Genomic DNA, 25,977 nt, shown 5'->3' with positions numbered 1-25,977 from the left:
TTGAAAAGGTCTAGGTACAAACCTAGGCTTTTTATCACTATCATTATGATGAAATCTGTTAGGCGGTATTTTGAGGGGGTGGGTGTTACTTACCTTTTATAGCATCTACCTTCGCGCTGCTTTGACAATTTAAAGTAACCTAACTGATCTTTAATTGTTTTTGTAACTAAGCGAGCATTACGCTCAATACGCTTTTTTTGTGTCTAAAAGTCTGTTAGCTTAAGTAACTTATTTTTCTCTAAGGGATTAGTTATGCGGTTATTTGCTGCCATTTGTTTTATTAGCTTTAGTATTTTTATTTTTAGTTCACAAAATGTCCTTGCACAATCTGATACTAAACAACAAAGTGCTGATTACTCTGTGCACACGCATACATTTAAATCGGCTGTTTTAAATGAACAGCGCACAGTTGTCGTTCAGTTACCGAAGAGCTATCAATCTGAGCCAAATAAGGTATATCCAGTTATTTATCGCTTAGATGGCGCGGGTAATATACCGCTTGCCAGTGCGGTAATTGAGCGTTTACAAAATGATAATCGTGCGCCTGAGGTTATTATTGTCGCTATTGAAAACACTAATCGGCTCAGAGATATGTATCCTACAGTGAATAAAGAGCCGCAGGGTCCTGTTGGTGAAGGGGGCGGCGCGGCAAAATTTTTAGCTTTCTTTGAGCAAGAGCTTATTCCTTTAGTAAATAAGAACTATCGTACGCATAATTATAAAGTGATTGCTGGCGCCTCTGCTGGTGGTGTATTTGCGCTGTATGCGTTGCAGGCCAAACCTGAGTTATTCCAAGCGCACATTGCTTATAGCCCTGCAGTTTGGTGGAATTATGGCGCAATGGTAAAAAGCACAAAATCATTTATAGCTAAAAGCAAAGAGCTTAACAATTACGTTTATATAAATATCGGCGAAGAAGCCGGCATCATGCGCGAACGATATGATGATTTACAGCAATCACTGCAATCGAATAAGTTGGCAAATTTGCGTTTCTTTAGTGATGCGTTTGATGGTATCTCGCATGGCTTAACCACTGCTGCTGGGGCATTTAATGCCTATTACAACTTATTCTTGCCAAAACAAATGCCGATAACTGCTTTAACTGATGATATAGCCTCTATTGATGCTTATTATCAAAACTTATCTCAACAATGGGGTGAGCAGATTGCGCCACCAGATCGCGCTGTTAGATCACTCGGTTATAACTTAACGGGCAGCAAACAGTTTGCCCGTGCAATTGAGGTGTTTAAGTACAATATAAAAAACTATCCAAAATCAGTCGATGCACTTTCAGCCTTATCTTATGGTTATGAAATGCAAGGCGATACTCGCCAGGCGCTTGAACAGATGGAATCTGCTTTAGCAATTGCAGATGACTCATATCCTTATATAAATTACTTAAAAGAAACAAAAGCTAGGCTGCAAGCAGAACTGAGTAAGAGCTAATAATATAATGGCTTCAAACTCTATTAAAGCTCAGGATAAACCTGAGCTAACAAATACACAGACATGCTCGTGACTTGCAGATCGAAACTCGTAGCTGTTATCTAAACCACATTAAAATCACTAATCTCTACTTAACGGGCAATAAATACGCTAAAATTGCAGGCTATTTTTAGTAATGAGCCCGCACCTTTTATGACCTCAGCCGCAAACCCTAGCAATTTCAACGAACTTGGCCTTATCCCAGAGCTAATTGCTCGATTGTCTGATCTTGAATACACGCAACCTACGCCGATTCAGGCAAAAGCAATTCCCAGTATCTTGGCGGGAAGTGACTTAATTGCAGGGGCGAATACCGGCTCGGGTAAAACGGCCACGTTTGCATTACCGATGCTACAAATGCTGTTTTTAGCGCAAGGTGCGAATAAAACACCGAGCAAAGGTAACTTTGTTTCAGGGCTTATTTTAGTGCCTACGCGCGAGCTTGCTACGCAAGTGGCTGATAGTGTTAAATCATACTCAGCGAACTTTAATGGCGCGATTAAAACGGTAGCGGTGTTTGGTGGTGTGTCGGTTAATACGCAAATGCAGGCACTTCGTGGTGGTGCTGATATTATCGTGGCAACACCAGGTCGTTTGCTCGATTTAATCTCAAGCAATGCCATTAAGCTGGATAAAGTGAGTACATTGGTGCTTGACGAAGCTGACCGCATGTTAAGCCTTGGCTTTACTGAAGAGCTTGCTGAGCTATTGGCATTAATGCCAGCTAAAAAGCAAACCATGTTGTTCTCAGCGACTTTCCCTGAGCAAGTTAAGCTATTAACGCAAGAGCTGCTAAACGACCCTGTTGAAATTCAAGTGCAAAGCAAAGACGAAAGCACTTTAGTACAGCGTGTATTTACGGTAAATAAAGGCGAGAAAACCACAGTTTTAGCGCATTTAATTAAAACTCATCAATGGCGCCAAGCATTGATTTTTGTCAACGCTAAAAAAGACTGTGAGCATTTAGCGGGCAAACTTGAAAAGCGCGGCGTGAATGCGCAAGTGTTCCACGGTGATAAAGGCCAAAGCGAGCGTACCCGAGTAATCGAAAAGTTTAAAAACGGTGAAATAGACGTGCTAATAGCCACTGACATTGCCGCCCGTGGTTTAGATATTGCCAAGCTGCCAGTAGTTATTAATTTTAACCTACCACGTAGCCCCGCTGATTATATGCACCGTATTGGCCGAAGCGGCCGTGCTGGTGAAGTTGGTTTAGCGTTATCACTGATTGATTATGAAGATTTTCATCACTTTAAGGTGATTGAGAAGAAAAACAAACTACGTTTAGAGCGCGAAGAGGTAGCAGGCTTTGCTGTAAACCAAGCCAACCTTGATGCGGCAGAGGCGCTTAAAAACGACAAGCCAATGGCCAAGCCAGAAGGCACTGGTAAGAAAAAGAACAAAAAAGCCAACCAAGAAGACGATGTATGGAGCGGCTGGCGCCGGAAATAGTTTTTACGTTGTTGCTTAGTAATTATTTGTTAGCTGTTTAATTGTTGACGAAATAGTCATTTTTGACTAGTATTGTTTTTAACAACTAACCCTACTTCCACGCGTAGCATTGAGTCTCCTGGATATAGGGGGGAAAAGCCGACCTTAGTGTCGGTTTTTTTGTCACTAAAATTTAAGGATAAATTTTGAAGACTCGCATATATATTGATGGATATAATTTATACTATGGATGTCTTAAGCGAACTCCTTATAAGTGGCTGGATATATTTAGACTATTTGACAGCTTTATTCTCCCCAGCTCAACAAATGAAATCCATACTAGTGATAATCTAAGTATTAAGTTTTTTACTGCTGATATTATAGAAAAAGCAGCTATGTCAAAAGATTCATTAGCTGATCAGCAGGCATATCATCGAGCTTTAACTTTTCATAGTCTCAAAAATCAGTTAGAAATCATTAAAGGTTATTACTCTATAAACCCAACCCGCGCATTTAAAATTGACGAAAATGAACCTAAAAAGCCCCCAAATGAATGTGAATATGTAGATATTTGGAAGTTAGAGGAAAAGCAAACCGATGTAAATATTGCCGTTGAGGCATTATTTGATGTGTTAACAGATGAGTCAATTGAGCAAGTCGTATTCGTCACTAATGATACTGATTTAGAAAGAGCTCTCGAAAAATAAAATCTCTTAATAAAGTTAAAATTGGGTTAGTGATCCCTACAACGGATAATGTTCGCTACCCTAATGAGAAGTTAGATATACACGCTGACTGGACTCGTAAGAATATTCTTATTGATGAGCTAAAGCTGTCGCAGTTACCGCGAGTGATTCAAGGAGGTAGAAAGCCAGTTACCAAACCTATAGGCTGGTTTGGTCAGCCTGAAATTCTTGAGGAAATAATGCTAACTTTATTAAAAGTTGAAGCTAACCGGACTAAGTGTTGGCGTTGGTTGGAAAAACCATTACCTAGCTTTGATGATTTACCGCCATTAGCTGAGCCACCAATTCAATTACTCGATAATGAAGAAACAGCAAAAATAGTACTGAGTTATGCCAAAAGATACACTCAGTTATTTAAAAGCTAGGCATATAAGACTTTTCGAAATATTCTCGATATCACCTAAATAAAAAATGCCGAATAATAAAATATACTATTCGGCATTAGACTCTTATAATTTAAGCGTTTAATTTAACGGTTAAATACGCTACAAGCTTAATGATCGTGGTCGTGATCTTCTTCCTCTTCTGCAATACCTAACCAAGTGATTGCAGCTGGTGGGAATGTTAGCTCTAGTTCACCTTCAATTTCTAAGTCTTCTAAGTGTACTTTGACAATGTGCTGAGCGATTGGGTCGGCTACGTAAGCAAAGTGACCGTTTTGCGCTACTGTCATAGAGAACTTCATACCTTCTGGCATGGTGGTGACATCTTCTTCAGTGATATCTACTTTTCCTGCCAGTTCCCAGTGCATGTGGCCGTCATGTTCATGGGCTTCAAGTACGTTTAAAAAGCCTAAGCTATCAAGTACTAAAAAGTGCTCACCATGTGCAGAGAATGAGTAAGATACCGGGCTTGCGCCTTCATCAAGTTGCCACTCAAGTTCTTCCATTTCAGCTTCACTTGGGTTGATACTAAAGAGTGTTGCTGTACTACCACCGTGGGCAGAAGCAATACCAATGAATGTCTCGCTATCTTCGTGGCCATAGAGTGTACCAATGCGTAAATCACCAACAGCTTCAATATTAGCCACTTTTACAGCTTCATATTCGTCATCATGTTGATGGGCAAGGAGTACACCGTCACCACAGCCAAATGCTACATAGTCTTGGTTTTGTGCTGCACCGTGTAAATCTGGGCAGGTTAGCTCTAATGTTTGCTCAAGTTCGTATTCGCCATCATGCAAGTGATAAACACCCACTTGATCAGGCAGCACTTTTGCGTTTGATGTGCTTTCGGCGTCATCGCGGCGAATAGTCGATAGTAAGTGTTCACCACGCGGCTCGGCAACACCGTGCATATTGATGTCATAAGTGATGCCTGGCAATGTTGCTGTCTCGTTGCTGATATCGTTATCTGTTAATACTTCAACAGATGCCACGGTTCCAGTATCATCGTCACCATCATAGAAAACCGCTAACATACCATCGTGATTAACTAAGTGTGTAGGGCGGCTGCCACTGGTTAGCTCGTAATCACTAAATGCAGGGCCTTGTTTGTAGTCATGTAGATGATCGCCGTGGTTTTCACGCCATAAACCACCGTCGATAAAACCAATGTAGTCTTGGCCACGGCTAGCAATGAGCGCATATCGATAGCCAGGTGAAACAGCTAACGTATTGGTATCATGAATGAGGCTAAATTCATCTAATAAAGCGTTGTCATCAAGGTCAAAGATGCTCGCAGTGTTGCTGTTACCAGCAAGTACAGCAAGACGACCTAGTGAATCAACGGTGTAGTCGTCACCATGGTCATGATCATCGCCATCACCGTGATCGTGGCCATCATCAGGATTCTCAATGGGATCTTTTTCAATAATGGTGGTTTCAGCGTCACCACATGCGGTGATTAAGGATGTACTGATAGCAAGTGCAAGCAGTTTTAATCTAAATAAGTTAGTCATGTTATTTTCCCTTTAATTGTAATTTTTTCGTTTAGAAGTAGCCGCGGATGCCAAGTGCAAAGCTGCGTCCAGGACGCGGTGCAATATCTTTTAAGAATGAGCTATGCACGCGTGCTTCTGTGTCAGTTAAGTTGGTGCCTCTTAAGTACAGTGACATATCTTGATTAAGTACCGAGAGGTCGTAAGAAATACTGGCATCAACCATGGTGTAGCCATCAGTGGCGGTTTCTTCTGCGGCGATACGATCTTGCTCTTGGTAGCGTGTTACGTGAATGTGAGCACTTAAGTTATCTGTTTGATAACTAAACTCTGTACCAAAACGAAGTGGTGGCGTACGTGGTAAATCGCCACCATCTTGTAAGCGAGCGCGAACGTAATCTGAGAATAGATCTAGTTTAAATTCATCCGTTAGTTGCCAAGCAACTTGCGCTTCAAAACCATGCAAAACAACGTCATCTGTTTTGAATAGGTAAATAGGTAACTCTGAAGAGTGATCGTGTTCATCTTCGTGAGCATGCTCATCACCGTGGTCGTGATCATGGCCGCTTTCACCATATAAACCTGTGTCGATTTGGTAATAATAGTTATCTACTTGGTTGTAGAAGGCATTGAAAATGAAACCAATATCACCCTCTGTTTTACGGAAAGTTAAATCAATATTGTTGGCTGTTTCTAAATCGATAGGGTTATCAGATAGTTCAAAATGGCCATCATGAATATCAAATAGTGCACCCACTTCATAAGTACCAGTTCCAATGTGTGGACCAAATGATAATAACTCAGAAGCCGACGGCGCACGTTCAGAACGTGAAACTGACAGGCCTAAGTTATAACCTGGGGTAAAGTCCCATACAGCACCTGCTGATAAGCTGACAGGGGTAAACTCTTGCTCAACATCAAATACACGGGTGTACGAGCTTTCAGAACCGTGATCATGTTCGTGGTCATGCTCATCACCGCCTTCATCGTCATGTGCGTGAGCACCAATATCAGGTAATAATACATTTTCGGCGTTTAAGGTTACGCGCTCAACGCGGCCACCTAGTTGTACTAAAACGTCGCCAAAGTGTTTTTCTTCCATTAATGCGATGGCAACGCTTTCTGTTTCAGAAGGTGGTGTGAATGCTTCTGAGCCTTGCGCTTCTACATCACTGTTTTTGTAATGAAAGCTAATGCCACCATTCCACTCATTCCATTGGCTGTGCATAACATCAACGCGGAACTCGTTGGTTTCGTTTTTAAAGGTTGTACCTACCGCGCCATGTTCAATTTCGGCATGTTCGTAATCAGTGTGACCAACACGTAAGTTAATTTTATTAAGCCACTCATTATCAAAGTTATATTCAGCTAAAAGCTGAACTTTTGTTTGATCTAGGTCAGCGAATACCGCTTCTTCTTCGCTGTGTTCTTCTTCGCCACCGTGAGTGTGGCCTGGGATGCCGTATTGACGGTTGAATTGCTCAACAGCCATGCCCACATAGCCTTGGTCGAATAAATAGCTGGCACCGACAGTAAAGCCCTCAGATTCTTCATTGCTGTTTTCAACAACGTAATCGCCACTGTGTTCTTCGTGGTCATGATCATCGTGTTCAACTTCAGGGGCTACAGGTACTTCATAGTCATCAGCTTCACGCCAAAATGCATCGGCATAAAATGCGAATGAATCAGTACCAGTGGTGGCATTAAACGAAGCCACTTTTTGATTATCAACAGAGTTGTGTTCAAGATTCCATTCGCCACGAGTTATGCTGTCTGTTGGTACACGGTTATCAACCACATTAACAACACCACCAATTGCGCCACTACCGTAAAATAATGTTGCAGGGCCACGTAAAACTTCAATTTGTTGTGCTGTTGATGCTTCTGAAGCAACTGAATGATCAGGGCCTACTCGTGACACATCACTGACATCAAGGCCATTTTGAGTAATAAGTACACGGGGGCCACTTAAGCCACGAATAATAGGCGTACTAGCTACTTTTGCATGAAAGTTGGTATTAACACCAGGCAGCTTTTCAAGGCTGTCGCCAAGAGTTGCAGCTTGTTGACGTCTTAATTGTTCGCCAGATAAAACACTAACAGGAGACGCTGATTCCATTGCAGACATATGAATTGGGGTGGCTTCAATGTCAATCACTTCGATTGGAGAACGTTTTAAATTAAATGTAATAGATTGTTTTTCATTGTTATTTATTGTTATGTCGCTATGGAGGTGAGCATAACCTGGTGCAACAATGTGAAGCTCTTTTAAGCCATTTTTTAAATCTGCGATGACAAATTTGCCGTTTTCATCTGTGGTGACTGTTATATCTGTTCCTTCCACTTCTACAGTTGCGTTGGTGACAGCATTTCCTTGATTGTTTAGAACAATCCCTTCGATGGTTTTTGCAAGCACACTTGCAGGTAACAAAGCTGCTATGAGCACAGCTAATTGAGATCTTCGTTTCATTTGACTACCTTGTTGGATGTTATACTATATCAATTGTGCTTGAAATGTTATATTGTATCAAGTAAAAGTTGAGTGTTGTTAACAAAGGCACCAATCAGGGCTTTAAAAGAAGTATTTAAAACGGCTTATGAGCTCATTACAAAGGACAAGGAATGGGGAAAATAAATTCAAGAAACTCCGATTTAGTGTGGCTTCTATGAATCAACAGCAGTTAAAAAAAACAATTCGTTTTGCAAATATAAAGTGTGCGACTGCTGGAGGAAAGTTCACTGAAAAACGCCAGCAGGTTCTAGAAATTTTATTAAAAGCAAATAAGCCGTTATCTGCTTATGAGCTGACAGAGCAATTTAATAAAGTAATGAGCGTGCCTATTTTGGCTATGTCAGTTTATCGAATTTTAGACTTTTTAGAATCAGTCAGTTTAGTGCATCGCTTGAAGTCAGAAAATAAATTCATGGCGTGTACGCATGTAAATGATGGCTGCTCACATCAATTATCAATGTTTTTAATATGCAGTAAATGTAACAAGGTGATTGAGATGAGCGATGTCGACGACAAAATAAAAGCATTGTTTGCACAAGTAGAGTTATCAGGCTTTTCGCCACGTGAAACACAATTAGAAATTTCAGGGCTGTGTCGCCAATGTAAGCCAACTATTGAACAATTAGAGGAAAAACAATGAAACCAACGCAAAGTGTGATGGATAAACTCGCCATAGGGCTGTCAATAATGTGCACAATCCACTGTTTTGCAACACCTATTTTACTCACACTGTTACCTAGCTTTGCAGCACTACAGCTAGATAACGAACAGTTTCATATATGGATATTAGCGGCCGTTATACCGACCAGTGTACTTGCATTGAGTTTAGGTTGTAAAAAGCATAAACGCTTTCGTTATATGGTGTCAGGGTTTGTTGGTGTGATTTTAATGGTACTCGCAGTGACTGCTGGTGAGGCGTTATTCGGTGAGTTGGGTGAAAAGTGGCTTACGCTTGTTGGTGCGGCTTTTATTGCTGTTGCGCATTGGTTTAATTATCGCCAATGTTTAGCTAAAGATGATGAAGAGTGCCCATGCACTGGTAGTGTATCGGAGCAAGCAAATTGAAAGTGACTTTACCTGATGTTACATCGAAACAACTGACAACAGCTTCGTTACCTTTAAAATGGGTGGGTATGGAAGGTATTGCGCTGCCTATCACACTCGTTGAGCAACCTAGTTCATCACTATCTGCTAAAGCCAATGTATTTGTGAGTTTAGATAAGGCGGATGCAAAAGGCATTCATATGTCGCGGCTGTATTTGCGGTTAAAAGAGTCATTAACCAATGAACCTCTCACGATGGATGCTCTAGCAACGTTATTACAGACCTTGGTGAGCTCACAAGAGGGATTAAGTTTAGCTGCAAGGCTACAATTAGACTTTGAATTAACTATACGTAAACCTGCGTTATTGAGCGGCCAGTTTGGTTATCAAACTTATCCGGTGAGTATTCGCTGTGAATATATTAATGAGCAGATAATTACTGAGTTATCGTTGAGTATTCCCTACTCAAGCACTTGCCCTTGTTCCGCTGCATTATCAAGACAAGCGATGAGTGATGCAATTGCCGCGCAATTTAGTGAAGAAGTCGTATCAAAAGAGGCACTGTTAGCGTGGATCACTTCGCAACAGGGTTCAGTTGCAACACCCCATAGTCAACGTTCATTTGCTTATTTAAAAATGCAATGGCAGCGTAATACTCTACCCAACTTTTTAGCGATGATTGAACACTTTGAAAGCGTTATTGGTACGCCAGTGCAAACGGCGGTAAAGCGCGAAGACGAGCAAGCATTTGCTAAATTAAACGCCGAAAACCTAATGTTTTGTGAAGATGCCGCAAGGCGGATAAAACAAGCGCTGGAGAATAACGAGCAAATCTCAGATTACTGGTTTAAAGTAGAGCATCAAGAGAGTTTACATGCTCACAATGCAGTGGTGGTTGATCATAAATTTCCACATGGCTACGCAAAGCTATAATGCTTTAAAACACGGCTAAGCAATACTATGTCATACAAATGACATAGTATTGCTATAAATTTATCATTCTTTACGTTGTGTTTAAGTGATATGCAAGGCCGAAATTCATTGCTTGTAAGTAAGTATTTGCTGACTTTTATTGTCTTTAGTATAGCTATTTTGGGGCTTTCAAAGCATCAAGTAAAAGATATTACTATTGGCCAATTATATGTTCAGCAATGCGATGTAGTTAATGCAAAAGGCGACCAGGATTTTAATGTTTATTTACCCGTTAATTTGCGGGTGTCTGAGCTTGCTAAACAATTATGTGAAGACACTTTAAAAGGGAGTATTTATAGTAGAGTCAGTATTTCTTGGCAGCCAAGAGAGTCCCTTACGAGTGATCTGATCATCTCTCAACAGTTTAACCTGATGATGCATAGAGCGCATGCGATCACTGGGTTACTGCCAAACTGGAAAGATTTTTATTTGCAGAGCATAAGCTTACCAAGCTATGAAACTTTTTGGTTTTCGCATAATAAAAACATTAGTGTAACTCCTGACTATTTTACCAATAAGCGTATAGGTTTATTAGCAGATAAAAAAAGTGCCTCCGGGTATTTAATGCCAATGAGTCAGATTACTCAAGCCGGAGTCACCCTTACCAAAGAACAATTACATTTATACCCGAACAGAGAGGTATTAATAGATGATTTTCTTAGAGAAAAAATAGATCTAATGCCTAGCACAATGCATATACAGCAGTTAATGGAATGGCCTGTAGAAAAAAGGCTCTTAATTACTGAACCAAACGCGCAGTTAAGTTGGTTCATTAGCAATAACACACCACAAAACCTATCAACTGCACTCACCGTTGCCGTTAAAGAGTATCAAACGAAGCTATTTAGCGGGTTACCCAGAACAACTTACGCAAAGCCTAAGGTCACTACGCTATGAAATTAAAAGCAGTAGCGATTTATTTAGTAGTTAGTCTTTGTTTGAGTTTGCATGCATGGCACAGTGCATCAAGTTCCTTAAAACAGCTCTTAATGACAGAACTACCTACCTTAACAGATGCATCTTTAAGAAATTCACTAGATGAACAGCAGGAATTAAATCGTATTAGTAAACAGCTAGTTACTACTTTACAGTTTGTAGCTGTAGACAACATATTACCGATTAAATTAATTGAAAGACTTCAAGTAACTCAACTTCAATTGTTAAAAGTCACTGAAAGAAATAGCTATGACTCTGCCTTAAAGTGGACATTCAATGGGCAGAAAATTGCAATGCAAATTAGTACTAAAGCAGACTTCAAGTTGGTAAATATAGCGTTGGTAAGCTTGCTACTAACTTTTGTATTTTGGCAGAGTCAGTTAGTACTCAATAGACTTTGCACACTAATTAGTAAAGATAGGGATATGACTAAGCACAGTAACAGCATAGATGCTAAAAATAATCTGCAACATGACTGCGCTGCATTTAAATTACTATCGAGTAAAATAACGTTGCCTGCAGATGAACTAAAAGCAATATGTGAAAAAGGTGACGTCAAAATGCTTTCAACCAATCAATTACATTGGTTTATTATCGCTATAAATAATGATTTAAGTATTGAAAGTGCGTTAACGGTGGCTAAGCAGCCTGACTCCTTAGTATTTGATCTTGAAAATCAATGCGTCATTATTCATGGCTTACATATTCGCTTAGCCAAAACACCTTTATTTTATTATTACTGGTATGCGCAACGCGAAGTAAATCATCTACCTCCTTATTTAAACCCACCATTAAATAAACCTGATATGGAAAGCGCCCAACAACTATCAAAATTAATGTCTAAATATAAAGGTCACCAAAAAGCGATTAGAGATTTACAAGAAGGAGGCTTAAAAGGAAAAACGCTAGATCAAAACCGTAATAAAATAAAAGCGGAATTACAAAAAGTATTGGGTGAATTAGCTGATGAATACCTTTTTATCAGTGAGCGCGATATTAAAACTGCACGTTATAAGTATCGATTAAATGCACAGGGAAAAAGCATAACAATATAATAAATATATGCTTTTAATTTTAAAGACATCTCTAAAAAGTCAGAGATATCTAATTCACTAAAATGTCATAAGTGCTTTCTATGGTATTGGCAACTAAACCAAACTCAATGGAAGTATCATGAAAACTTACTCTTTATTAGCCGCAGCAATCACAGCTGCAACATTATCAATGCCAGCCAGCGCACTTAATATCGTGCTAACAAATGACGATAGTTGGAGTACTGGGAATATCCAAACACTATTCACTAAACTGACCGAAGCGGGGCACAGTGTGGTGATGTCTGCACCATGTACAGGACAAAGTGGTAAAGGTGGTGCAATTCACTTTATGAAGCCTGTGAATGTTGACCGTTCTAAAATTGAACAAAATCAGGTTTGTATTGGTGATACAGATGAAACAGTCGCTTTTTCAGACTTTGTTGAAGGCACGCCAGTCATGGCTGCACTTTATGGCGTTGATGTACTTGCACAGGAAAAGTGGGGGCAGTTACCCGATTTAGTTATTTCGGGGCCAAATGAAGGGAATAACTTAGGTTATATGACGAATAACTCAGGTACGTTAGGTGCAGCTAATGTAGTTATTGCACGTGGTATTCCTGCAATTGCAGTAAGTGCATATGATGCAGATGAAGCCAAAGCGCCACTTGTAGCAAACGTGGTTGTTGAGTTAGTGGATGAGTTGGTTAAAAACCAACAGCCAAATCAACCTTTACTACCTAAGTTCACGGGCTTAAATGTTAATACTCCAGAAGATATGAGCAATCACCAAGGCTATAAGTTTAGTCAAGTTGGTTGGAATGCGGGTGGTCTTGAAGTGAAATTTGCAGGTGATATGTCACAAGATCAGTTGGCTATGGGCTATGTAGCACAAGGTATCTTAGCGCAAGGCTACGCGGCAACATTCGAAGAAGCTTATGCCATAGCTCAAGCGCAATATAGTGGTAAATCAGGGGTTTCAATCGCTCAAGACCAAGGTTTAGTGAATGATGAAAATGAGCTGAGTGAAGGTGTTTTAATTGAGCAGGGTTACATTACGATCAGTACAATTGAAGCGAATGTTCAAGCTAGCCGTGCAAAAACAGCGCTTAGCCAAATCAAACTTAATAACTTGATTAAGTAGGGCGCTGAAATGAAAAAATTATTATTTTTAAGTGCTATTGCATTGTCACTATCTGGATGTAACTTAGACAATGATCCGACAGAGGAGGAGCTTACACATGAATACCTCTCTGATCACGTAGGTCTATATGAAACAGCCTATGAGCTTGAAGGACACGCAATGTTAGCGCGCCTTGCGGTGAGTGATTTAGGTGCTACTTTGGTGTTAACAAATGATATGGAAGTTTCAATTAGCCTATCCGCAGAAGTTGTAGATCAAAATTTAGAGTTTGCTTCACAGCAAAGTTGTACTGATGTTGGTTCCGGCTTTAGCTGTACTCTTACTTCGCAAACAATTAATTTAGCACGTATTGATACTCGCCATTATACTGCGGTTAATCAATTAGCTGGAGATTACAGAGTTATTGCTGAAGAACAAGTAGCCGATATAAACCTTGATAGCCAAGGTACTTTCGTAGCTCAGTTTCAAGGCTGTAATATAACGGGAACAATTAGCACTGAAAATACATTTTTTAGTGTTACCCCAGCTGCCAACTCTTGTGGATCGGAGCATGCTGTTGGCGTTGCTTTCAGTAACAATTATGAGTTTGATCCAACAAGCTTAGAAGTGTATTTACCGGGTAGTGTTTTGTCTGGTGAATGGGTGAAAATGTAATAGCGATAAAAAAGCCGACGCAAGTCGGCTTTTCTATCTAAGTAGCTATTACTTATAAAAAACTTCTACAGTGCCTTTTACTTTCATAAGTAAAGGCTGGCCGCGACGGTCAAGTGCTTTAGGTGCTGCGATTTTGATCCAACCTTCGCTGATACAGTACTCTTCCACGTCAAAACGCTCTTTGCCATTAAGAGTTACACCAATTTCATGTTCGAAAACTTCTTCTACATAAAACTTGCTGCGCGGGTTGATAGATAATTGGTCTGGTAACTCTGGTTTATTTGTATCAGTCATAATTGTGATCTGCATTGAATAGATTGTGCGCTATTGTAGGCAATACAAGCCTTAGGCTCAATATACTGATTAAAATAAATTAACTACAGACTTGTTCCGATTGCTTGATACAGTGGTTAATTATTTCATCACGAGTGAGGTCACTTTCAAAGCAGTAATCAAAGCGCATAGTGAGATTAGTTGTTTGTTCTTGCTCAGGCCAATGCCATTTACGCACGAGTTGTCGAGTGGCTGTTTGTAGTTGGCGACCAAAACGTTTTGGATCAGTATTATTTATTTTAATATTTTTCACTGTGCCATTTTTTGAAATAACAAAGCTGGTTTCTGCACACCCCTTCCCCTGAATATTTAATAGTTCAAGTGGGTATTCATGATTGGGGATCTTCTGTAGCCGGTGCCACACACCTTGTTGATCTAGGAATTGAGCTTGGATGTCTGCAATGGGCCTTTTATCAGAAATATCATTGCTTTGTGAAGAAGCAGCAAATGAAAAAATTAAGCAGGTGGAGTACACGATAGTTTTCATAATCATCCTTAAATATTGCTCAGAAGTACAACTTTAGCGCATTCTATTTATGATTAATAGCTTGGGTTTTAGGCTGATTTATTTCTTTAAATTGAACGTTATAGTATATCGTTAACGTTGCAGTATGTTATATTATATCTAAATTAACCGAGCAATTATAAAAGTGGATCATGAAGTACTCAGCATTAACTCTCGCATTTTTAGCAATTTCTTTCGGCTCCGCTGCTTCTGAGTCAGATATAGAAACCATCACCATTGCACATAAGCAAGCCTTTCGGGGTGATATTCCGCTTAAAGAGCTACCGCAGTCAATTACCACATTAAGTAAAGAAATGATGGTTGATAATGGCATTACCAAGTTTAGAGATGCACTGGATTTTTCAGCGAGTATCTCTCGTAAAAATAACGGCGGTGCACTGTGGGATAGTTATTCTATTCGCGGTTTGTCAGGTAATGAAAATATGCCGTCGGGTTACTTAATCAATGGCTTTAGTGGTGGTAGAGGATTTGCGGGTCCACGTGACGTGTCAAATATTGATTATATTGAAGTACTAAAAGGGCCCGGTTCGGCTTTATATGGTCGCTCTGAGCCTGGCGGCACAATCAACATTATTACTAAAAAGCCGCAGTTTTATCAGCAAGGCCAATTAAAAGCAGAGCTTGGTAGTGATAATCATAAACGTGTGCAAGGTGATTACACTAACGGCCTTACAGATGATATAGCGTTTAGAATCAACGGTGCTTGGCAAGATAGCGATAGTTTTCGTGATTACGTACATCACGATAAGTTTGTGATCACGCCTTCGCTTTATTATCAACTTAACGACAAGTCATCATTAACATACGAATTTGAATATGTTGATCAGCAACAAATGTATGACCGTGGTATTGTGGTTCTTAACGATAATTTTGATACTGTGCCTGAAAACCGCTTCTTAGGTAATCCAAACGATGGCCCTACTAAGGTTCATTCACGTGGTCATCAACTAAGTTATGACTATGATATTAGTAGTGATTGGACATTATTACTGGGTGCAAACTACCGTACAGCAACGTTAAATGGCTATTCTTCTGATGCGGAACTTTCGCCATCACGTCAATCATTGTTTGATGATGGCCACACCTTAACCCGCCAACATCGCTATCGAGATTATGAGTCTGAGGATTTAAGCTTGCGTTTTGAGCTCAGTGGTAACTTTGAGTTAGCGGGTATCACTAATCACGTTTTGCTTGGTGCTGATGCTTATGATTACGAACTTCGTACAGGGCTGTATCGTTATCGTGGTGGCAATGGCACGTATACCATTGATATTTATGAGCCAAATTACAGTACTGGCCCTGGTCCTGATGTTGAAATGCAGTATGAAAACAACGAACAGCAAAACGCATACGGTATCTACATGCAAGATCAGCTAGATATTACCGAGCGCTTTAAAGTGATGGTGGGTTTGCGTTTTGATGAGATTGAACAAGACATCTTCGAAACTAAGTCAGGTGTTGCCTCAAATAGTAAAGAAAACAGAGTCAGTCCTCGCTTTGGTATGGTGTATGAGCTAAACGATGCGATTAATCTTTATACCAGTTATTCAGAAGGTTTTTTGCCATTAAGTGGCACTGACGCACAAGGCGAACCGTTTGGTTTTGAAGAAAGTGACTCGTTTGAAGTGGGCATGAAGTTTAGCTTTGAAAAAATTAGCGGCACTATTGCATTATTCGATGCCAGTAAGAGCAATATGTTGGTTGCCGATCCGGTGAACGTTGGCTATTCCGCACCAGTAGGTAAAGCGACAAGTAAAGGTTTTGAAGTTGATGTAACAGGTAATTTAGGAGCTAATACTGAGTACACAGTGTCTTATGCCTATGTAAAAGCTGAAACAGCGAACGATGTAGTTAATGTTGATTGGTTAGTACCAATTCCCAAAGGCAGCCCTTTAGTTAATGTACCTGAAAATAACTTTTCGCTTTCACTAAATCATGATGCCCGTGTATTTGAACAAGACATCAAAATTGGTGGGCATTATCAATATATTTCAGACCGACTCGGCGACCCTGCTGATTTAACGTTCCGCTTACCGAGTTATCAGTTAGTGGGTTTATTTGCTAAATGGCAAGCAACCGATCGTACGGCAGTGTCACTGAATGCTGATAATGTATTCGATGAAAGTTATATCGCCAGTAGTTACAACGCTTTATGGGCTTATCCTGGTGCGCCAACCCAGTTTAAGCTAGGTTTATCTTATGACTTCTGAGCAAATTAAAAACCGTATTCATAGTATCGACATCATGCGTGGTGTGGTTATTTTACTAATGCTTGTTGACCACGTTCGTGAACGGTTCTTTTTGCATATGCAGGTGTCTGATCCTATGGATGTAGACACCACCAGCCCAGGGCTTTTCTGGAGTCGCTTTGCGGCGCACTTTTGTGCGCCCACCTTCATATTTTTAACCGGACTTTCGGCGTGGCTTTACAGCCACCCAGCGAATGGTGTTGCGCGCTCAGCCCGTAGCTTTTTGATTAAACGGGGGCTGTTTTTAATCGCACTTGAAATCACGGTTATTTGTTTTTCATGGATGGGCTACTTTCACACTATTTGGTTGCAAGTCATGTGGGCAATTGGGTTGTGTATGCTCACGCTCGCGCTGCTTATTAACTTGCCGCAACGGGTGTTATTGGTGTTAGGTTTACTCATTGTATTTGGTCACAACTTACTTACACCAATTAGTTTTAGCCCTGATGAATGGGGTTATACCCTGTGGACTATATTGCACGATCGTGGTTATATCTCTCAGGGTGGATTAATCGATGTAAAAATTAGTTATCCCGTATTGCCTTGGATTGGGGTTATTTTATTAGGTTACTGTGCAGGCCCTTTATATGCTCCTAGTCGCGATAGCGATGATAGAAAACAGTGGTTAGTGGGTTTAGGCTTAGCTTGTGTTGCACTGTTTGCTATTTTACGTGGTTTTAATATTTATGGTGAAACTTTGCCTTGGCAACAGTTTGCAAGCAGTTCTGAAACCTTAATGTCAGTATTTAATGTGACTAAGTACCCACCATCATTAAGCTTTTTACTTATAACGCTCGCAATGATGTTTTTTGGTCTTTGGCTATTTGAGCGACCGTTAAATCGCTTTTTAAATGCACTGCGTACCTTTGGCTCGGTGCCAATGTTCTTCTATATTGTGCACCTTTATGCGTTACTTGTACTTTATGCAATTGGTCATGCCATTTATGGTGCTAATCAAGGGCGTTATTTTGGGGTGGATCACATTGGCTGGATTTGGCTTATCGCCGCCTTATTAGCTCTAGCACTTTATTGGCCCACTCAATGGTTTAGTGCCTATAAACGCAAAAGTAAAAAGCCGTGGTTAAAGTATTTATAAATTACCCGCAATCGTTATAACGCAGCATGTTTATCCATGTGCTATACCTTAGCTTCGGATTAGCCATAACAAGGATAATTAACATGAAGAAATTAAGCCTAAGCTTCGCATTACTGCTACCGTTTGCTGTTAATGCGGGTATTACTGACCCTGATTGCACCGCTGAAAAAGCGGTAAAAAGTGCTGCGACTAAAGCCGCTATTGGGGTGGGTGGGCGTTGTAACCCTGCCGAGACTGCAAAAGATAGCGCCGGCAAAGTGATAGAAAATGCCCTACCAGATGACGGTGTTGCAGGAAAAGCAGTTGATAAAGCAACTGGGCGTAACGACACGCTTAAAGACAAAGCGGCAGATGCTGTTGATGAAAAAGTAGACGAAATTGTGCCAGACAAGCTGCAAAAAGACAACGATGGCAAAAACATCAAAAAGACAGTAAAAAAGAAAATAGAGTAAGCGGTGTTAACACCGCTTAATTTAAACCTTACTGACAAAGCCTTCGTTAAGCACTCTAACTTCGCGTTGTGGGAATGGAATTGCAATATCATGCGCTTTGAGAGTTTCTAATATGATTAGCAATAAGTCGCCACCAACGCGATTTTTACCATCATCTATGCCTTGCATCCAAAATTCCACAAACATATTAATCCCGTTATCACCAAAGCTATCTATTTCGCAATCAGGGCGTTCTTCAAATGGCACATCAGGGCCACTAATAACTTGAGGGTGCTCAGCAACCGCGTCTTTAATAATCTCGACCATGGCGCGAACATCAGTGGCGTATGCCACACTAAAATCGACACGATAACGTTGTTTAGGATCTTTGTGCGTCCAGTTTGTGAGTAAAGACGAAATGAATGTTTCGTTAGGGACTAGTATGTCTTTACCGTCATAGGTTTCAAGAATAGCATGGCGCATCTTGAACTCTCTTACAAAGCCACTTTTACCGTTTTCTAGCTCAACAAAATCACCAATGGTGAGAGATTTATCGAGCAAAATAATAATACCAGAAATAAAATTAGAGGCGATTGATTGCAGCCCTAAGCCAAGGCCGACACCTAGCGCGCCGCCAAACACTGCCAATGCAGTAAGATTTACTCCCATTATATTCAGTAGCAACAATGCGATAATGCAAAATAAGCCAACTTCAAAGAGTTTCGTAAATACTTCGCGGGTACTGATATCCAGTGTTTGCTGATTACGAATGATAACTTTACCAACATTACTAGATGCTCGGCCTAGCCAAAATAAAATAGCGCCAAAAAATAACACCCGAGTCAGCCCATATAAACTGACTTGAATATTACCTAGGTTTATAGAAACTCCTTCAAGAGCTTTAATAAATACCGGTAAAAAGCCAAGTAAGTGCAATAGTAATATAGGCAAACCAACCAGCTTAAATAGCGCTGACATAAAGGGGCTATTAACAAACTCTTTAATAATAGAGTAAGCAAACAATAATATGGCAATGCTGAGTGCAGTATTCATTAACCATACTTGCAGATCCGCAGTGAGACCTATAGAAGTAAATATTTTCAGTAAAATGATTGCTGCCAGCGGGTAGACGATATTACTGAGTCGAAACAGCATAATGTTGATCGGATGTTCTGACGCTACTTTAGTATGCTTATCGACTCGCTTCTTTACTGTTTTTGAATAAATCCAGTAGGCTACAGCATAGCTGGCGATGATCACCAGTATCTGTAGATAGGTTGCTGGTTGGCTAAGCATTGATTGGATCAATAACCAAACAGACTCAAATTGTTTGGAAAAAAACTCACTATCCATAAAAAAGACTTTTTTAGGTAAATTCAGATGCTTTACTATGGCTGATAAGTTTGAAAATTTACAGAATAATTAACGACACTTTTAAAGCTTATTATGTTAACTCGATGGCGTGTTTAACAAAACACTGATAAATGACTTAGGATTATAACGCCAGTATTTCATCGCGGTTACTCGGTGACCACGCTTTCTCAGCTGCTTGTTGTTGTGTTAGCCAAACAAAGTCAGTGTGCTCATTAGGATCTAACACAATAGTGATATCATCCGGCACGCAAATACTAAACACATGTTCAGTATTGACTAACGCGTTGGCTTGATAGCGATGTCGCCATGATTCCCTAATTGTATATTGATTCGTTTTTTTGTGATCTTGCATAGTCAGACCCAGCGCGCGGGCATCTATCCCTGTTTCTTCTAAAAGCTCTCGATACGCTGTTGTTATAGGCGTTTCGCCTTCATCAATCCCCCCTGTTACAGATTGCCAAAAGTTGGCATCATCAGTGCGTTGGATCAGTAAGCAATCTTTATTTTTTTTATAAATAACAACCAGTACAGAGAAGGGTTTGCGAAGTGGTTGATTATCTAACAAAGTGGAACCTCAAAGACAGTATGTTACATGAGTGTACCTGAGCATGAATTATTTAACTAGCCAGATCACTTAGCTAATAACCAGATGCCTAGTAGCAGCAACAGGAAATTCATCATTCTTAAGAACTGTGCGGTATTGAGCTTGCTTTGTAACCAAATCCCTAAACGGTTGCCTATAAAAGCAATAGGCAAGCTAGCTAGGGCTATTAATACCCATTTTACTTCGATTAAACCAAGGCTAATAAAGCCAATTAGTTTGATGGCATTCATCATTGCAAAAATAATCGCAACAGTGGCTACAAAACGTTTTGGGGGGAGTTGAATGGTACTGAAATACATAATCAGTGGCGGTCCTCCCGCATGTATTAAAGTGCTGGTAATACCGGCTAAACCACCCATAGATAACGCACCTATACGGCTATTTAGGGCGCTTAAGGTAAATTGGCTAAAGGCTAAGCTGCGAATAGCAAACACAATACATAAAATAGCAATTGTGGTTTTTATAAACGCCGCATCAAGCCAGCCAATTAGAATGTGAGCCGTTATAACACCAGCTAATAAACCTGGCTGTAAGCGTTTAAGTTGTTTTATATCCCATTGTTGCCAGTAACTTTTTAAGCTAAACACATCGGCAACTATAAGTACGGGCAGCATTAAACCAATTGCAGCCACAGGTGGCATAATAAGCATAAGGATAGGCACAGAGAACACACCAAGCGCACCGGCAAATCCAGATTTAGATACGCCGGTAAGTAATACCACAAATGCGATGATCGCGAGGGTTGTAGCTGTCATTAACTTCCTTATTTAAGCTGGTAAATCAAACCATAATGCCTCTAGCTGGTCTTTAGCTGTGAGTGTTACGCGCTGTTCACTATTTAAGGCAAATGCATCGCCTGAGCTAAAGGTATCAGCATCGGCCTCAACAGAGCCTGATATTACATGAAAATACCCTTTACGATGGTTGGTTTGCAAGTCATATGTTTGCCCAGTAGTTAACTGTAAACGGTATAAACTGGCATCTTGATTTATACTAACGCTGCCTTGTTCGCCGCTTGGTGTGACCAGTGGAGTGAGGGGCGCAGTTTGAATAATGCTTTTTTGTTCATAACTTGGCGTGATACCGCGCAATTTAGGTTGGATCCAAATTTGTAAGAAATGCGCTGTTTCTGAGTTCGAAGCATTATACTCGCTATGCATGATACCACTGCCTGCGCTCATGCGCTGAATGTCTCCTGCGGGCACGCTGTATTCATTGCCTGTGCTGTCTTTATGTTTTAATGCACCCGCAATGACATAAGAGATAATCTCCATATCACGATGCCCGTGAGTCGCAAAGCCTTGACCAGGGCTGAGCTTATCTTCATTAATTACTCTAAGAGTTGAAAACCCCATATGTTTTGGATCAAGGTAACGGCCAAATGAAAAGCTATGCTTACTTTGCAGCCAGCCAAAATTTGCTTGTCCACGTTCGTGTGCTTTGCGTATATAGTGCATAACTTAACTCCTGATCAGATGCTAACTTTAATAACAGCAGTATAAGTTTTATGTGAAAGATTAAAATCGCTTTTAAAAGGACTATTCATTCTATTTAATAGAATGAATACCCTTAGTTAATTAACAATCTAGTTCAGTCTGCATTACTTGATAGCGTAACTCACCAATGAATGTACGAGCGGCTGGGCCGAGACGGTCACTGTCTTTAAAGAGCAAGTGAAGCATGGCACTGCGTTTACTATTGTGGCTAAGGTTAAGGGGTTTGAGCTGATTTTGAGCTAATTGATTGACGATCGCTGTGCTAGGCAGCCAAGCAAAGCCCAAGCCGTTGCTGATCATGTCGATAGAAGTACGCATATGACTGACAGTCCAGCGTTGGTCAGCACCTAGCCAGCCACCGTCTTGCTTATTATGTAAGGCTGAATCGCGGACCACAATTTGCCGGTGCGATTTCAAGTCTTCAAGGGTGATAGGTCGGGTGATGCTATGTAGGGCATGATCTGGGTGTGCAACAGCCGTAAACTCGATATTGCATAACTCTTCACTAAATCCGGCTTTGCCAGTAAACCCCGATATTGCAATATCTACATTGGTGTTCTCTAGTAATTCATTCGCGCCAGTTAACACTGATTCGTGTAGTTCAATGCGTAGTAATGGATACATGGCTGAGGTGTTATTGAGCACTTTATAAAGTAGTGCTTGGGGAAATATTTCATCGACTGCAATACGTAGCTTGCTTTCAATCCCTTCACTTAAAGTATGGCCAACGGCTTCGACTTTTGCGGCTTCCTCGAGTAGATAATTGGCGCGGCGAAGTATCATTTCGCCAGCTTCGGTGATCACCGTTTTTCGGCCTGCGATGGTAAATAGTTTGACCCCTAGCGCGGTTTCAATTTTACCAACCGAATTATGAATACTCGATTGGCTTTTATGAATCTTTTGCGCCGCTTGGTTAAAGCCACCATGCTCCACAACGGCTCTAAACATACGCCATTGTTCTAAAGTTATTCTAAGCATTTTTATTATGGTCCTCACAATCGCCTTGATCACAGGTATTTAATGATTGGCGTGCTTGTTTATCTTGGTTGAGTACTTGCTTTAAGTCTTCAGTACGTTGGCGTACCGCTACACCATAGCTGTGGTCGTCGCCCCATAGTTTGGCCAGTTGTATAACAGAAGCACGGTCATGCTCTCTAAATAAGTGCCCAGCACGTTGTGCATCTTGCGTTGAATTACCTAGCAGTTGCAACGTTTCAACGCCTAAGTTGATAGCTGAATCAACGGTTTCACGGTTAAAGGCGTCGACTTCTAATTGTAGTAACTGATAAGCATGGCGGCGGTCAATTGCACGAGCAACAATTTTTAATTGTGGGAAATGTTTACGCGCAAGTTTCACTATTTCGAGGGTTTTATCCGCATTATCGATAGCAATTACTAATAATTGAGCTGTATCAGCACCTGCTGCTTCGAGCAGCTCTTTACGCGCGGCATCACCATAATGTACGGTGTTACCAAAGCGGCGCAGCAAATCAATTTGGCTCGGACTGTGATCAAGCACGCTGATATCATAACCTTGGGTACTCAATAAGCGTCCTATAATTTGCCCGAAGCGACCGTAACCGGCGATGATCACATGCTTTGCTGGGCTGATTTGCTCAGGTTTATCAAAATCAGGTTTGGTTGTTGTGTTGTGGCGTTTTTGGAGTGTGTCGTAAAGCATTAAAAGTAATGGCGCGATCAGCATGGAAATTGCCACTACCAAAGTAGTTAAGCTGCTTTGCTCTGGCGTTAATATTTGCAATGTATTAGTCATAGTAAGGAGTACAAAGGCAAACTCACCGCCTTGTGCAAGTGCTAAGGTAAATAACAGCTGGTGGCTGTGATGAATTTTAAAAATACGTGCCAGTGTATATAACACCGCAGCTTTAACTAATATCAGAGCAACAACAAGCAATGCCACTATCGCAAACTGGTTAAATAACAAGCCAAAATCAATCGATGCGCCCACTGCTACAAAGAATAAGCCTAGTAACAAGCCTTTAAAAGGCTCTATGTCAGCCTCTAACTCGTGACGAAACTCACTTTCAGCTAACACCACACCGGCTAAAAAAGTACCAAGAGCAGGTGATAGACCAACGTTTTGCATAATAAGCGCAATAGCCACTACTAAAAATAACGCAAATACGGTGAATATTTCCCGCATACGGGTTTCAGCAATGTATCTAAATAATGGCGCTGAAATGTATTTGCCAGCGAGTATTATGGCTGCAATTACTGTCACTGAAGCGCTAACTTGCCCCCATACCGGCCAATCAGCAGTTAGTGAGTGGCTCATATTGGTGGTGTTTAATTGTGGCTCAAACGCCAATAGTGGCAATAAAGCTAAAATGGGAATAACCGCAATATCTTGAAATAACAATACCGAAAATGCGTTTTGCCCAGCTTCATTCTTTAGCCAGCCTTTTTCTTCAAGGCTTTGTAATACAATGGCGGTTGAAGAAAGCGCCAGCATTAAACCGATTGCCAAAGCACTTTGCCACTGCATTGCAAGTAGCCAATAACTTATTGCAAAAATCACGGCTGCAGTAAGAATAACTTGCAGGCCACCAAGTCCTAAAATTGAATGGCGCAGTTTCCATAAACGAGCAGGCTGTAATTCAAGGCCAACGAGAAACAGCATCATCACTACACCAAACTCAGCAAAGTGCATTACTGAAGTTTGATCGCCCACTAAACCTAATATAAATGGGCCGATTAAAATACCAGCTAGTAAATAGCCAAGCACGGAGCCAAGCCCAAGGCGTTTAGCGATTGGCACCGCAACAATGGCTGCAGCTAAATAAATTAATGCAATTTCTAACATGGATATCCTTTGATAATGCAGGCTAACTTATTCCTAGTATGCCTTAAATTTTGCAAAGAAATAGAGCCCAGTGTGGTTATTGCTCTGGACTCTTATGATGTGAAAGGTTAAGACGGACGGTTTAACAATAGATGATCAATACTAAATTTGCCCGCACCGTGACTTGCTAATGCTAAGAAGCCACCGGCTATAGTGATATTTTTATAAAACATTAAAAACTGTATTTGATCATCCAGTTGAAAGTGAAATAACAAGGCACTTACAACACTAAAAGCGGCAAAGGCAATGGCGGTTAGTTGCGTTAAAAACCCTAGTACTATCAATAGACCACCAATTAGTTCAAAGGCGATAACCAGCGGCAACAAAAACTCAGGTAAGCCCGCGGTTGTCATATACTGAGCTGTAGCATCAAAATATTGTATTTTGCTAAAGCTCGTTAAGATAAATAAAGTTGCCAGACCCACACGGGCAAATAAGCTGCTAATATTAGTGAGTGCTGGGTGTTTTGTAATAAGCGTTAAAATGTTCATATTGTTAATTCCTGTTGTTTATTATGCAGTACTACTGCGATGAATTAAGTTTATGTTCATTCTATGAGGATGAAAATTAGTTATTTTATTGTATATCATTCTGTTTAAGAGAATGTTGCTGGTAAGGGATTAAAATGCACACTACGTTATTTTATAAAATCATACTGATAGCTATGTTTACGCTGGTTGTCTTAACGCAACCGATAAGTGCAGGGCAGCATCAGGTTGTGTTTGATCCTGAGTCCAGTACTCAGCGAGTAGAATTTGAGCAGCAGATCACAGGGAATGAGTTTAACGATTATTTAGTAAGCGGTAATGCTGGTGATATTCTTAATGTAACTCTTACACCTTCAAATTTAAGCAATAATTTTAATATTTTACCCGCAGATAGCAGCCAAGCTGTGTTTATTGGCTCAATTGAGGGGCATTATGTAAAGCATCAACTTGCTAAAGATGGTGATTATATTGTGCGAGTTTATTTAATGCGTAATGCGGCTCGACGTAATGAAAGCAGCAATTACAAACTCACAATTATCAAACATGTGGATGGCAATATGCCCACAAAAACCATGCATCCAAGTTGGGACAGGGATGGTGATGGGATGAATGATTGTGAGAATGATGGCAGTTGTGACCACACGATTGATTACACCAAAGCGCGGCCACAAAAAGGGCTGTAAA

The 25,977-nt window shown here is 40.6% G+C and carries 26 protein-coding genes; 15 read left to right on the top strand and 11 right to left on the bottom strand.

What is annotated here, in order from left to right:
- Positions 1 to 252: 252 nt before the first annotated feature.
- The 4 genes from CWB85_RS12660 to CWB85_RS22795 all read left to right on the top strand — a co-directional run bounded on the left by CWB85_RS12660 (position 253) and on the right by CWB85_RS22795 (position 4,027).
- Complete coding sequence (locus tag CWB85_RS12660; RefSeq protein ID WP_138555080.1) at positions 253 to 1,446, top strand: alpha/beta hydrolase-fold protein; 1,194 nt, start codon at positions 253 to 255, stop codon at positions 1,444 to 1,446.
- Positions 1,447 to 1,638: 192 nt separating this feature from the next.
- Positions 1,639 to 2,937: a DEAD/DEAH box helicase gene (locus CWB85_RS12655; RefSeq protein WP_016710483.1), complete on the top strand. Its 1,299-nt coding sequence runs from the start codon at positions 1,639 to 1,641 to the stop codon at positions 2,935 to 2,937.
- A gap of 185 nt (positions 2,938 to 3,122) precedes the next feature.
- On the top strand, positions 3,123 to 3,623 hold the full coding sequence (locus CWB85_RS22800) for an NYN domain-containing protein (RefSeq protein WP_249314861.1): 501 nt from the start codon (positions 3,123 to 3,125) through the stop codon (positions 3,621 to 3,623).
- Positions 3,624 to 3,652: 29 nt separating this feature from the next.
- On the top strand, positions 3,653 to 4,027 hold the full coding sequence (locus CWB85_RS22795; RefSeq protein WP_249314859.1) for a hypothetical protein: 375 nt from the start codon (positions 3,653 to 3,655) through the stop codon (positions 4,025 to 4,027).
- 128 nt (positions 4,028 to 4,155) lie between these two features.
- Here CWB85_RS22795 and CWB85_RS12645 read toward each other — a convergent pair whose 3' ends face one another.
- Both CWB85_RS12645 and CWB85_RS12640 read right to left on the bottom strand, forming a co-directional pair.
- Positions 4,156 to 5,562 (bottom strand): 5-methyltetrahydrofolate--homocysteine methyltransferase, encoded by a 1,407-nt coding sequence (locus tag CWB85_RS12645; protein WP_138555079.1) that lies wholly within the window; start codon positions 5,560 to 5,562, stop codon positions 4,156 to 4,158.
- A gap of 31 nt (positions 5,563 to 5,593) precedes the next feature.
- Positions 5,594 to 8,011 carry a TonB-dependent receptor gene (locus CWB85_RS12640; protein ID WP_138555078.1) on the bottom strand — a complete coding sequence of 806 codons (2,418 nt, stop codon included), beginning with the start codon at positions 8,009 to 8,011 and terminating at the stop codon, positions 5,594 to 5,596.
- A gap of 196 nt (positions 8,012 to 8,207) precedes the next feature.
- Between CWB85_RS12640 and CWB85_RS12635 the strand changes: the two genes are divergently transcribed.
- From CWB85_RS12635 to CWB85_RS12605, 7 genes are all read left to right on the top strand, one after another.
- Entirely contained in the window at positions 8,208 to 8,693 is a 486-nt protein-coding gene (locus CWB85_RS12635) for a Fur family transcriptional regulator (RefSeq protein ID WP_064713886.1), read from the top strand.
- On the top strand, positions 8,690 to 9,118 hold the full coding sequence (locus tag CWB85_RS12630; RefSeq protein WP_016710274.1) for a MerC domain-containing protein: 429 nt from the start codon (positions 8,690 to 8,692) through the stop codon (positions 9,116 to 9,118). Before CWB85_RS12635 ends, CWB85_RS12630 begins: the two co-directional genes overlap by 4 nt.
- Positions 9,115 to 10,029, top strand: a complete 915-nt coding sequence (gene folE2, locus CWB85_RS12625) for a GTP cyclohydrolase FolE2 (protein ID WP_016710275.1) — start codon at positions 9,115 to 9,117, stop codon at positions 10,027 to 10,029. The genes CWB85_RS12630 and folE2 overlap by 4 nt, the downstream gene beginning before the upstream one ends.
- Before the next feature lie 159 nt (positions 10,030 to 10,188).
- Positions 10,189 to 10,965: a hypothetical protein gene (locus CWB85_RS12620; protein ID WP_138555076.1), complete on the top strand. Its 777-nt coding sequence runs from the start codon at positions 10,189 to 10,191 to the stop codon at positions 10,963 to 10,965.
- The gene (locus CWB85_RS12615) at positions 10,962 to 12,059 is read left to right on the top strand and encodes a hypothetical protein (RefSeq protein WP_138555075.1); all 1,098 of its coding nucleotides are present in this window, start codon (positions 10,962 to 10,964) and stop codon (positions 12,057 to 12,059) included. Before CWB85_RS12620 ends, CWB85_RS12615 begins: the two co-directional genes overlap by 4 nt.
- Before the next feature lie 118 nt (positions 12,060 to 12,177).
- The gene (locus CWB85_RS12610; RefSeq protein ID WP_138555074.1) at positions 12,178 to 13,179 is read left to right on the top strand and encodes a 5'/3'-nucleotidase SurE; all 1,002 of its coding nucleotides are present in this window, start codon (positions 12,178 to 12,180) and stop codon (positions 13,177 to 13,179) included.
- Positions 13,180 to 13,188: 9 nt separating this feature from the next.
- Complete coding sequence (locus CWB85_RS12605; RefSeq protein WP_138555073.1) at positions 13,189 to 13,833, top strand: hypothetical protein; 645 nt, start codon at positions 13,189 to 13,191, stop codon at positions 13,831 to 13,833.
- A 48-nt stretch (positions 13,834 to 13,881) separates the two neighbouring features.
- On the opposite strand, the gene CWB85_RS12600 is transcribed toward CWB85_RS12605, so the two are convergent.
- Together CWB85_RS12600 and CWB85_RS12595 are read right to left on the bottom strand one after the other, a co-directional pair.
- Positions 13,882 to 14,127, bottom strand: coding sequence for a DUF3297 family protein (locus CWB85_RS12600; RefSeq protein WP_171039015.1), 246 nt, complete (start codon positions 14,125 to 14,127; stop codon positions 13,882 to 13,884).
- Between the two features lie 79 nt (positions 14,128 to 14,206).
- The gene (locus CWB85_RS12595) at positions 14,207 to 14,653 is read right to left on the bottom strand and encodes an energy transducer TonB (protein WP_171039014.1); all 447 of its coding nucleotides are present in this window, start codon (positions 14,651 to 14,653) and stop codon (positions 14,207 to 14,209) included.
- 170 nt (positions 14,654 to 14,823) lie between these two features.
- Between CWB85_RS12595 and CWB85_RS12590 the strand changes: the two genes are divergently transcribed.
- The 3 genes from CWB85_RS12590 to CWB85_RS22640 all read left to right on the top strand — a co-directional run bounded on the left by CWB85_RS12590 (position 14,824) and on the right by CWB85_RS22640 (position 18,489).
- Positions 14,824 to 16,902 (top strand): TonB-dependent siderophore receptor, encoded by a 2,079-nt coding sequence (locus CWB85_RS12590; RefSeq protein ID WP_138555070.1) that lies wholly within the window; start codon positions 14,824 to 14,826, stop codon positions 16,900 to 16,902.
- Positions 16,892 to 18,037, top strand: coding sequence for an acetyltransferase domain-containing protein (locus tag CWB85_RS12585; RefSeq protein WP_138555069.1), 1,146 nt, complete (start codon positions 16,892 to 16,894; stop codon positions 18,035 to 18,037). The genes CWB85_RS12590 and CWB85_RS12585 overlap by 11 nt, the downstream gene beginning before the upstream one ends.
- A gap of 83 nt (positions 18,038 to 18,120) precedes the next feature.
- A complete protein-coding gene (locus tag CWB85_RS22640) occupies positions 18,121 to 18,489 on the top strand; it encodes a hypothetical protein (RefSeq protein ID WP_016710284.1) in 369 nt (122 codons plus the stop codon).
- Between the two features lie 21 nt (positions 18,490 to 18,510).
- Here the strand turns inward: CWB85_RS22640 and CWB85_RS12575 are convergent, their stop codons facing one another.
- The 7 genes from CWB85_RS12575 to CWB85_RS12545 form a co-directional block, all read right to left on the bottom strand.
- Positions 18,511 to 19,821 carry a mechanosensitive ion channel family protein gene (locus CWB85_RS12575; RefSeq protein WP_016710285.1) on the bottom strand — a complete coding sequence of 437 codons (1,311 nt, stop codon included), beginning with the start codon at positions 19,819 to 19,821 and terminating at the stop codon, positions 18,511 to 18,513.
- Between the two features lie 142 nt (positions 19,822 to 19,963).
- Positions 19,964 to 20,407, bottom strand: coding sequence for a dihydroneopterin triphosphate diphosphatase (gene nudB, locus CWB85_RS12570; RefSeq protein WP_016710286.1), 444 nt, complete (start codon positions 20,405 to 20,407; stop codon positions 19,964 to 19,966).
- A gap of 65 nt (positions 20,408 to 20,472) precedes the next feature.
- Positions 20,473 to 21,201, bottom strand: coding sequence for a sulfite exporter TauE/SafE family protein (locus CWB85_RS12565; protein WP_138555068.1), 729 nt, complete (start codon positions 21,199 to 21,201; stop codon positions 20,473 to 20,475).
- A gap of 12 nt (positions 21,202 to 21,213) precedes the next feature.
- Positions 21,214 to 21,903, bottom strand: coding sequence for a pirin family protein (locus tag CWB85_RS12560; RefSeq protein ID WP_016710288.1), 690 nt, complete (start codon positions 21,901 to 21,903; stop codon positions 21,214 to 21,216).
- 120 nt (positions 21,904 to 22,023) lie between these two features.
- Complete coding sequence (locus CWB85_RS12555) at positions 22,024 to 22,920, bottom strand: LysR family transcriptional regulator (RefSeq protein WP_138555067.1); 897 nt, start codon at positions 22,918 to 22,920, stop codon at positions 22,024 to 22,026.
- Complete coding sequence (locus tag CWB85_RS12550) at positions 22,913 to 24,766, bottom strand: monovalent cation:proton antiporter-2 (CPA2) family protein (RefSeq protein WP_138555066.1); 1,854 nt, start codon at positions 24,764 to 24,766, stop codon at positions 22,913 to 22,915. Before CWB85_RS12550 ends, CWB85_RS12555 begins: the two co-directional genes overlap by 8 nt.
- Before the next feature lie 107 nt (positions 24,767 to 24,873).
- The gene (locus CWB85_RS12545) at positions 24,874 to 25,296 is read right to left on the bottom strand and encodes a DoxX family protein (protein WP_138555065.1); all 423 of its coding nucleotides are present in this window, start codon (positions 25,294 to 25,296) and stop codon (positions 24,874 to 24,876) included.
- 134 nt (positions 25,297 to 25,430) lie between these two features.
- On the opposite strand from CWB85_RS12545, the gene CWB85_RS12540 reads away from it, so the two are divergent.
- Positions 25,431 to 25,976: a hypothetical protein gene (locus CWB85_RS12540; protein WP_138555064.1), complete on the top strand. Its 546-nt coding sequence runs from the start codon at positions 25,431 to 25,433 to the stop codon at positions 25,974 to 25,976.
- Position 25,977: the final 1 nt, after the last annotated feature.

Origin of the sequence: Pseudoalteromonas sp. S1727 (assembly GCF_005886375.1) — a bacterium.
Classification (GTDB): domain Bacteria; phylum Pseudomonadota; class Gammaproteobacteria; order Enterobacterales; family Alteromonadaceae; genus Pseudoalteromonas; species Pseudoalteromonas haloplanktis.
Note: the sequence above shows the minus strand (reverse complement) of the source record. Positions and strands in the feature narration are given on the sequence as shown.

Bases quoted from the DNA above. Each gene is read 5' to 3' on its own strand.
- CWB85_RS12615 (WP_138555075.1), top strand. From the start codon at position 10,962: ATGAAATTAAAAGCAGTAGCGATTTATTTAGTAGTTAGTCTTTGTTTG.
- CWB85_RS22640 (WP_016710284.1), top strand. From the start codon at position 18,121: ATGAAGAAATTAAGCCTAAGCTTCGCATTACTGCTACCGTTTGCTGTT.
- CWB85_RS12600 (WP_171039015.1), bottom strand. From the start codon at position 14,127: ATGACTGATACAAATAAACCAGAGTTACCAGACCAATTATCTATCAAC.
- CWB85_RS12585 (WP_138555069.1), top strand. From the start codon at position 16,892: ATGACTTCTGAGCAAATTAAAAACCGTATTCATAGTATCGACATCATG.
- CWB85_RS12655 (WP_016710483.1), top strand. From the start codon at position 1,639: ATGACCTCAGCCGCAAACCCTAGCAATTTCAACGAACTTGGCCTTATC.
- CWB85_RS12545 (WP_138555065.1), bottom strand. From the start codon at position 25,296: ATGAACATTTTAACGCTTATTACAAAACACCCAGCACTCACTAATATT.
- CWB85_RS12555 (WP_138555067.1), bottom strand. From the start codon at position 22,920: ATGCTTAGAATAACTTTAGAACAATGGCGTATGTTTAGAGCCGTTGTG.
- CWB85_RS12575 (WP_016710285.1), bottom strand. From the start codon at position 19,821: ATGGATAGTGAGTTTTTTTCCAAACAATTTGAGTCTGTTTGGTTATTG.
- CWB85_RS12595 (WP_171039014.1), bottom strand. From the start codon at position 14,653: ATGAAAACTATCGTGTACTCCACCTGCTTAATTTTTTCATTTGCTGCT.
- CWB85_RS12610 (WP_138555074.1), top strand. From the start codon at position 12,178: ATGAAAACTTACTCTTTATTAGCCGCAGCAATCACAGCTGCAACATTA.
- CWB85_RS12635 (WP_064713886.1), top strand. From the start codon at position 8,208: ATGAATCAACAGCAGTTAAAAAAAACAATTCGTTTTGCAAATATAAAG.
- CWB85_RS12590 (WP_138555070.1), top strand. From the start codon at position 14,824: ATGAAGTACTCAGCATTAACTCTCGCATTTTTAGCAATTTCTTTCGGC.
- CWB85_RS12630 (WP_016710274.1), top strand. From the start codon at position 8,690: ATGAAACCAACGCAAAGTGTGATGGATAAACTCGCCATAGGGCTGTCA.
- CWB85_RS12640 (WP_138555078.1), bottom strand. From the start codon at position 8,011: ATGAAACGAAGATCTCAATTAGCTGTGCTCATAGCAGCTTTGTTACCT.
- CWB85_RS12560 (WP_016710288.1), bottom strand. From the start codon at position 21,903: ATGCACTATATACGCAAAGCACACGAACGTGGACAAGCAAATTTTGGC.
- CWB85_RS12660 (WP_138555080.1), top strand. From the start codon at position 253: ATGCGGTTATTTGCTGCCATTTGTTTTATTAGCTTTAGTATTTTTATT.
- CWB85_RS12645 (WP_138555079.1), bottom strand. From the start codon at position 5,562: ATGACTAACTTATTTAGATTAAAACTGCTTGCACTTGCTATCAGTACA.
- CWB85_RS12540 (WP_138555064.1), top strand. From the start codon at position 25,431: ATGCACACTACGTTATTTTATAAAATCATACTGATAGCTATGTTTACG.
- CWB85_RS12605 (WP_138555073.1), top strand. From the start codon at position 13,189: ATGAAAAAATTATTATTTTTAAGTGCTATTGCATTGTCACTATCTGGA.
- CWB85_RS12550 (WP_138555066.1), bottom strand. From the start codon at position 24,766: ATGTTAGAAATTGCATTAATTTATTTAGCTGCAGCCATTGTTGCGGTG.
- CWB85_RS12565 (WP_138555068.1), bottom strand. From the start codon at position 21,201: ATGACAGCTACAACCCTCGCGATCATCGCATTTGTGGTATTACTTACC.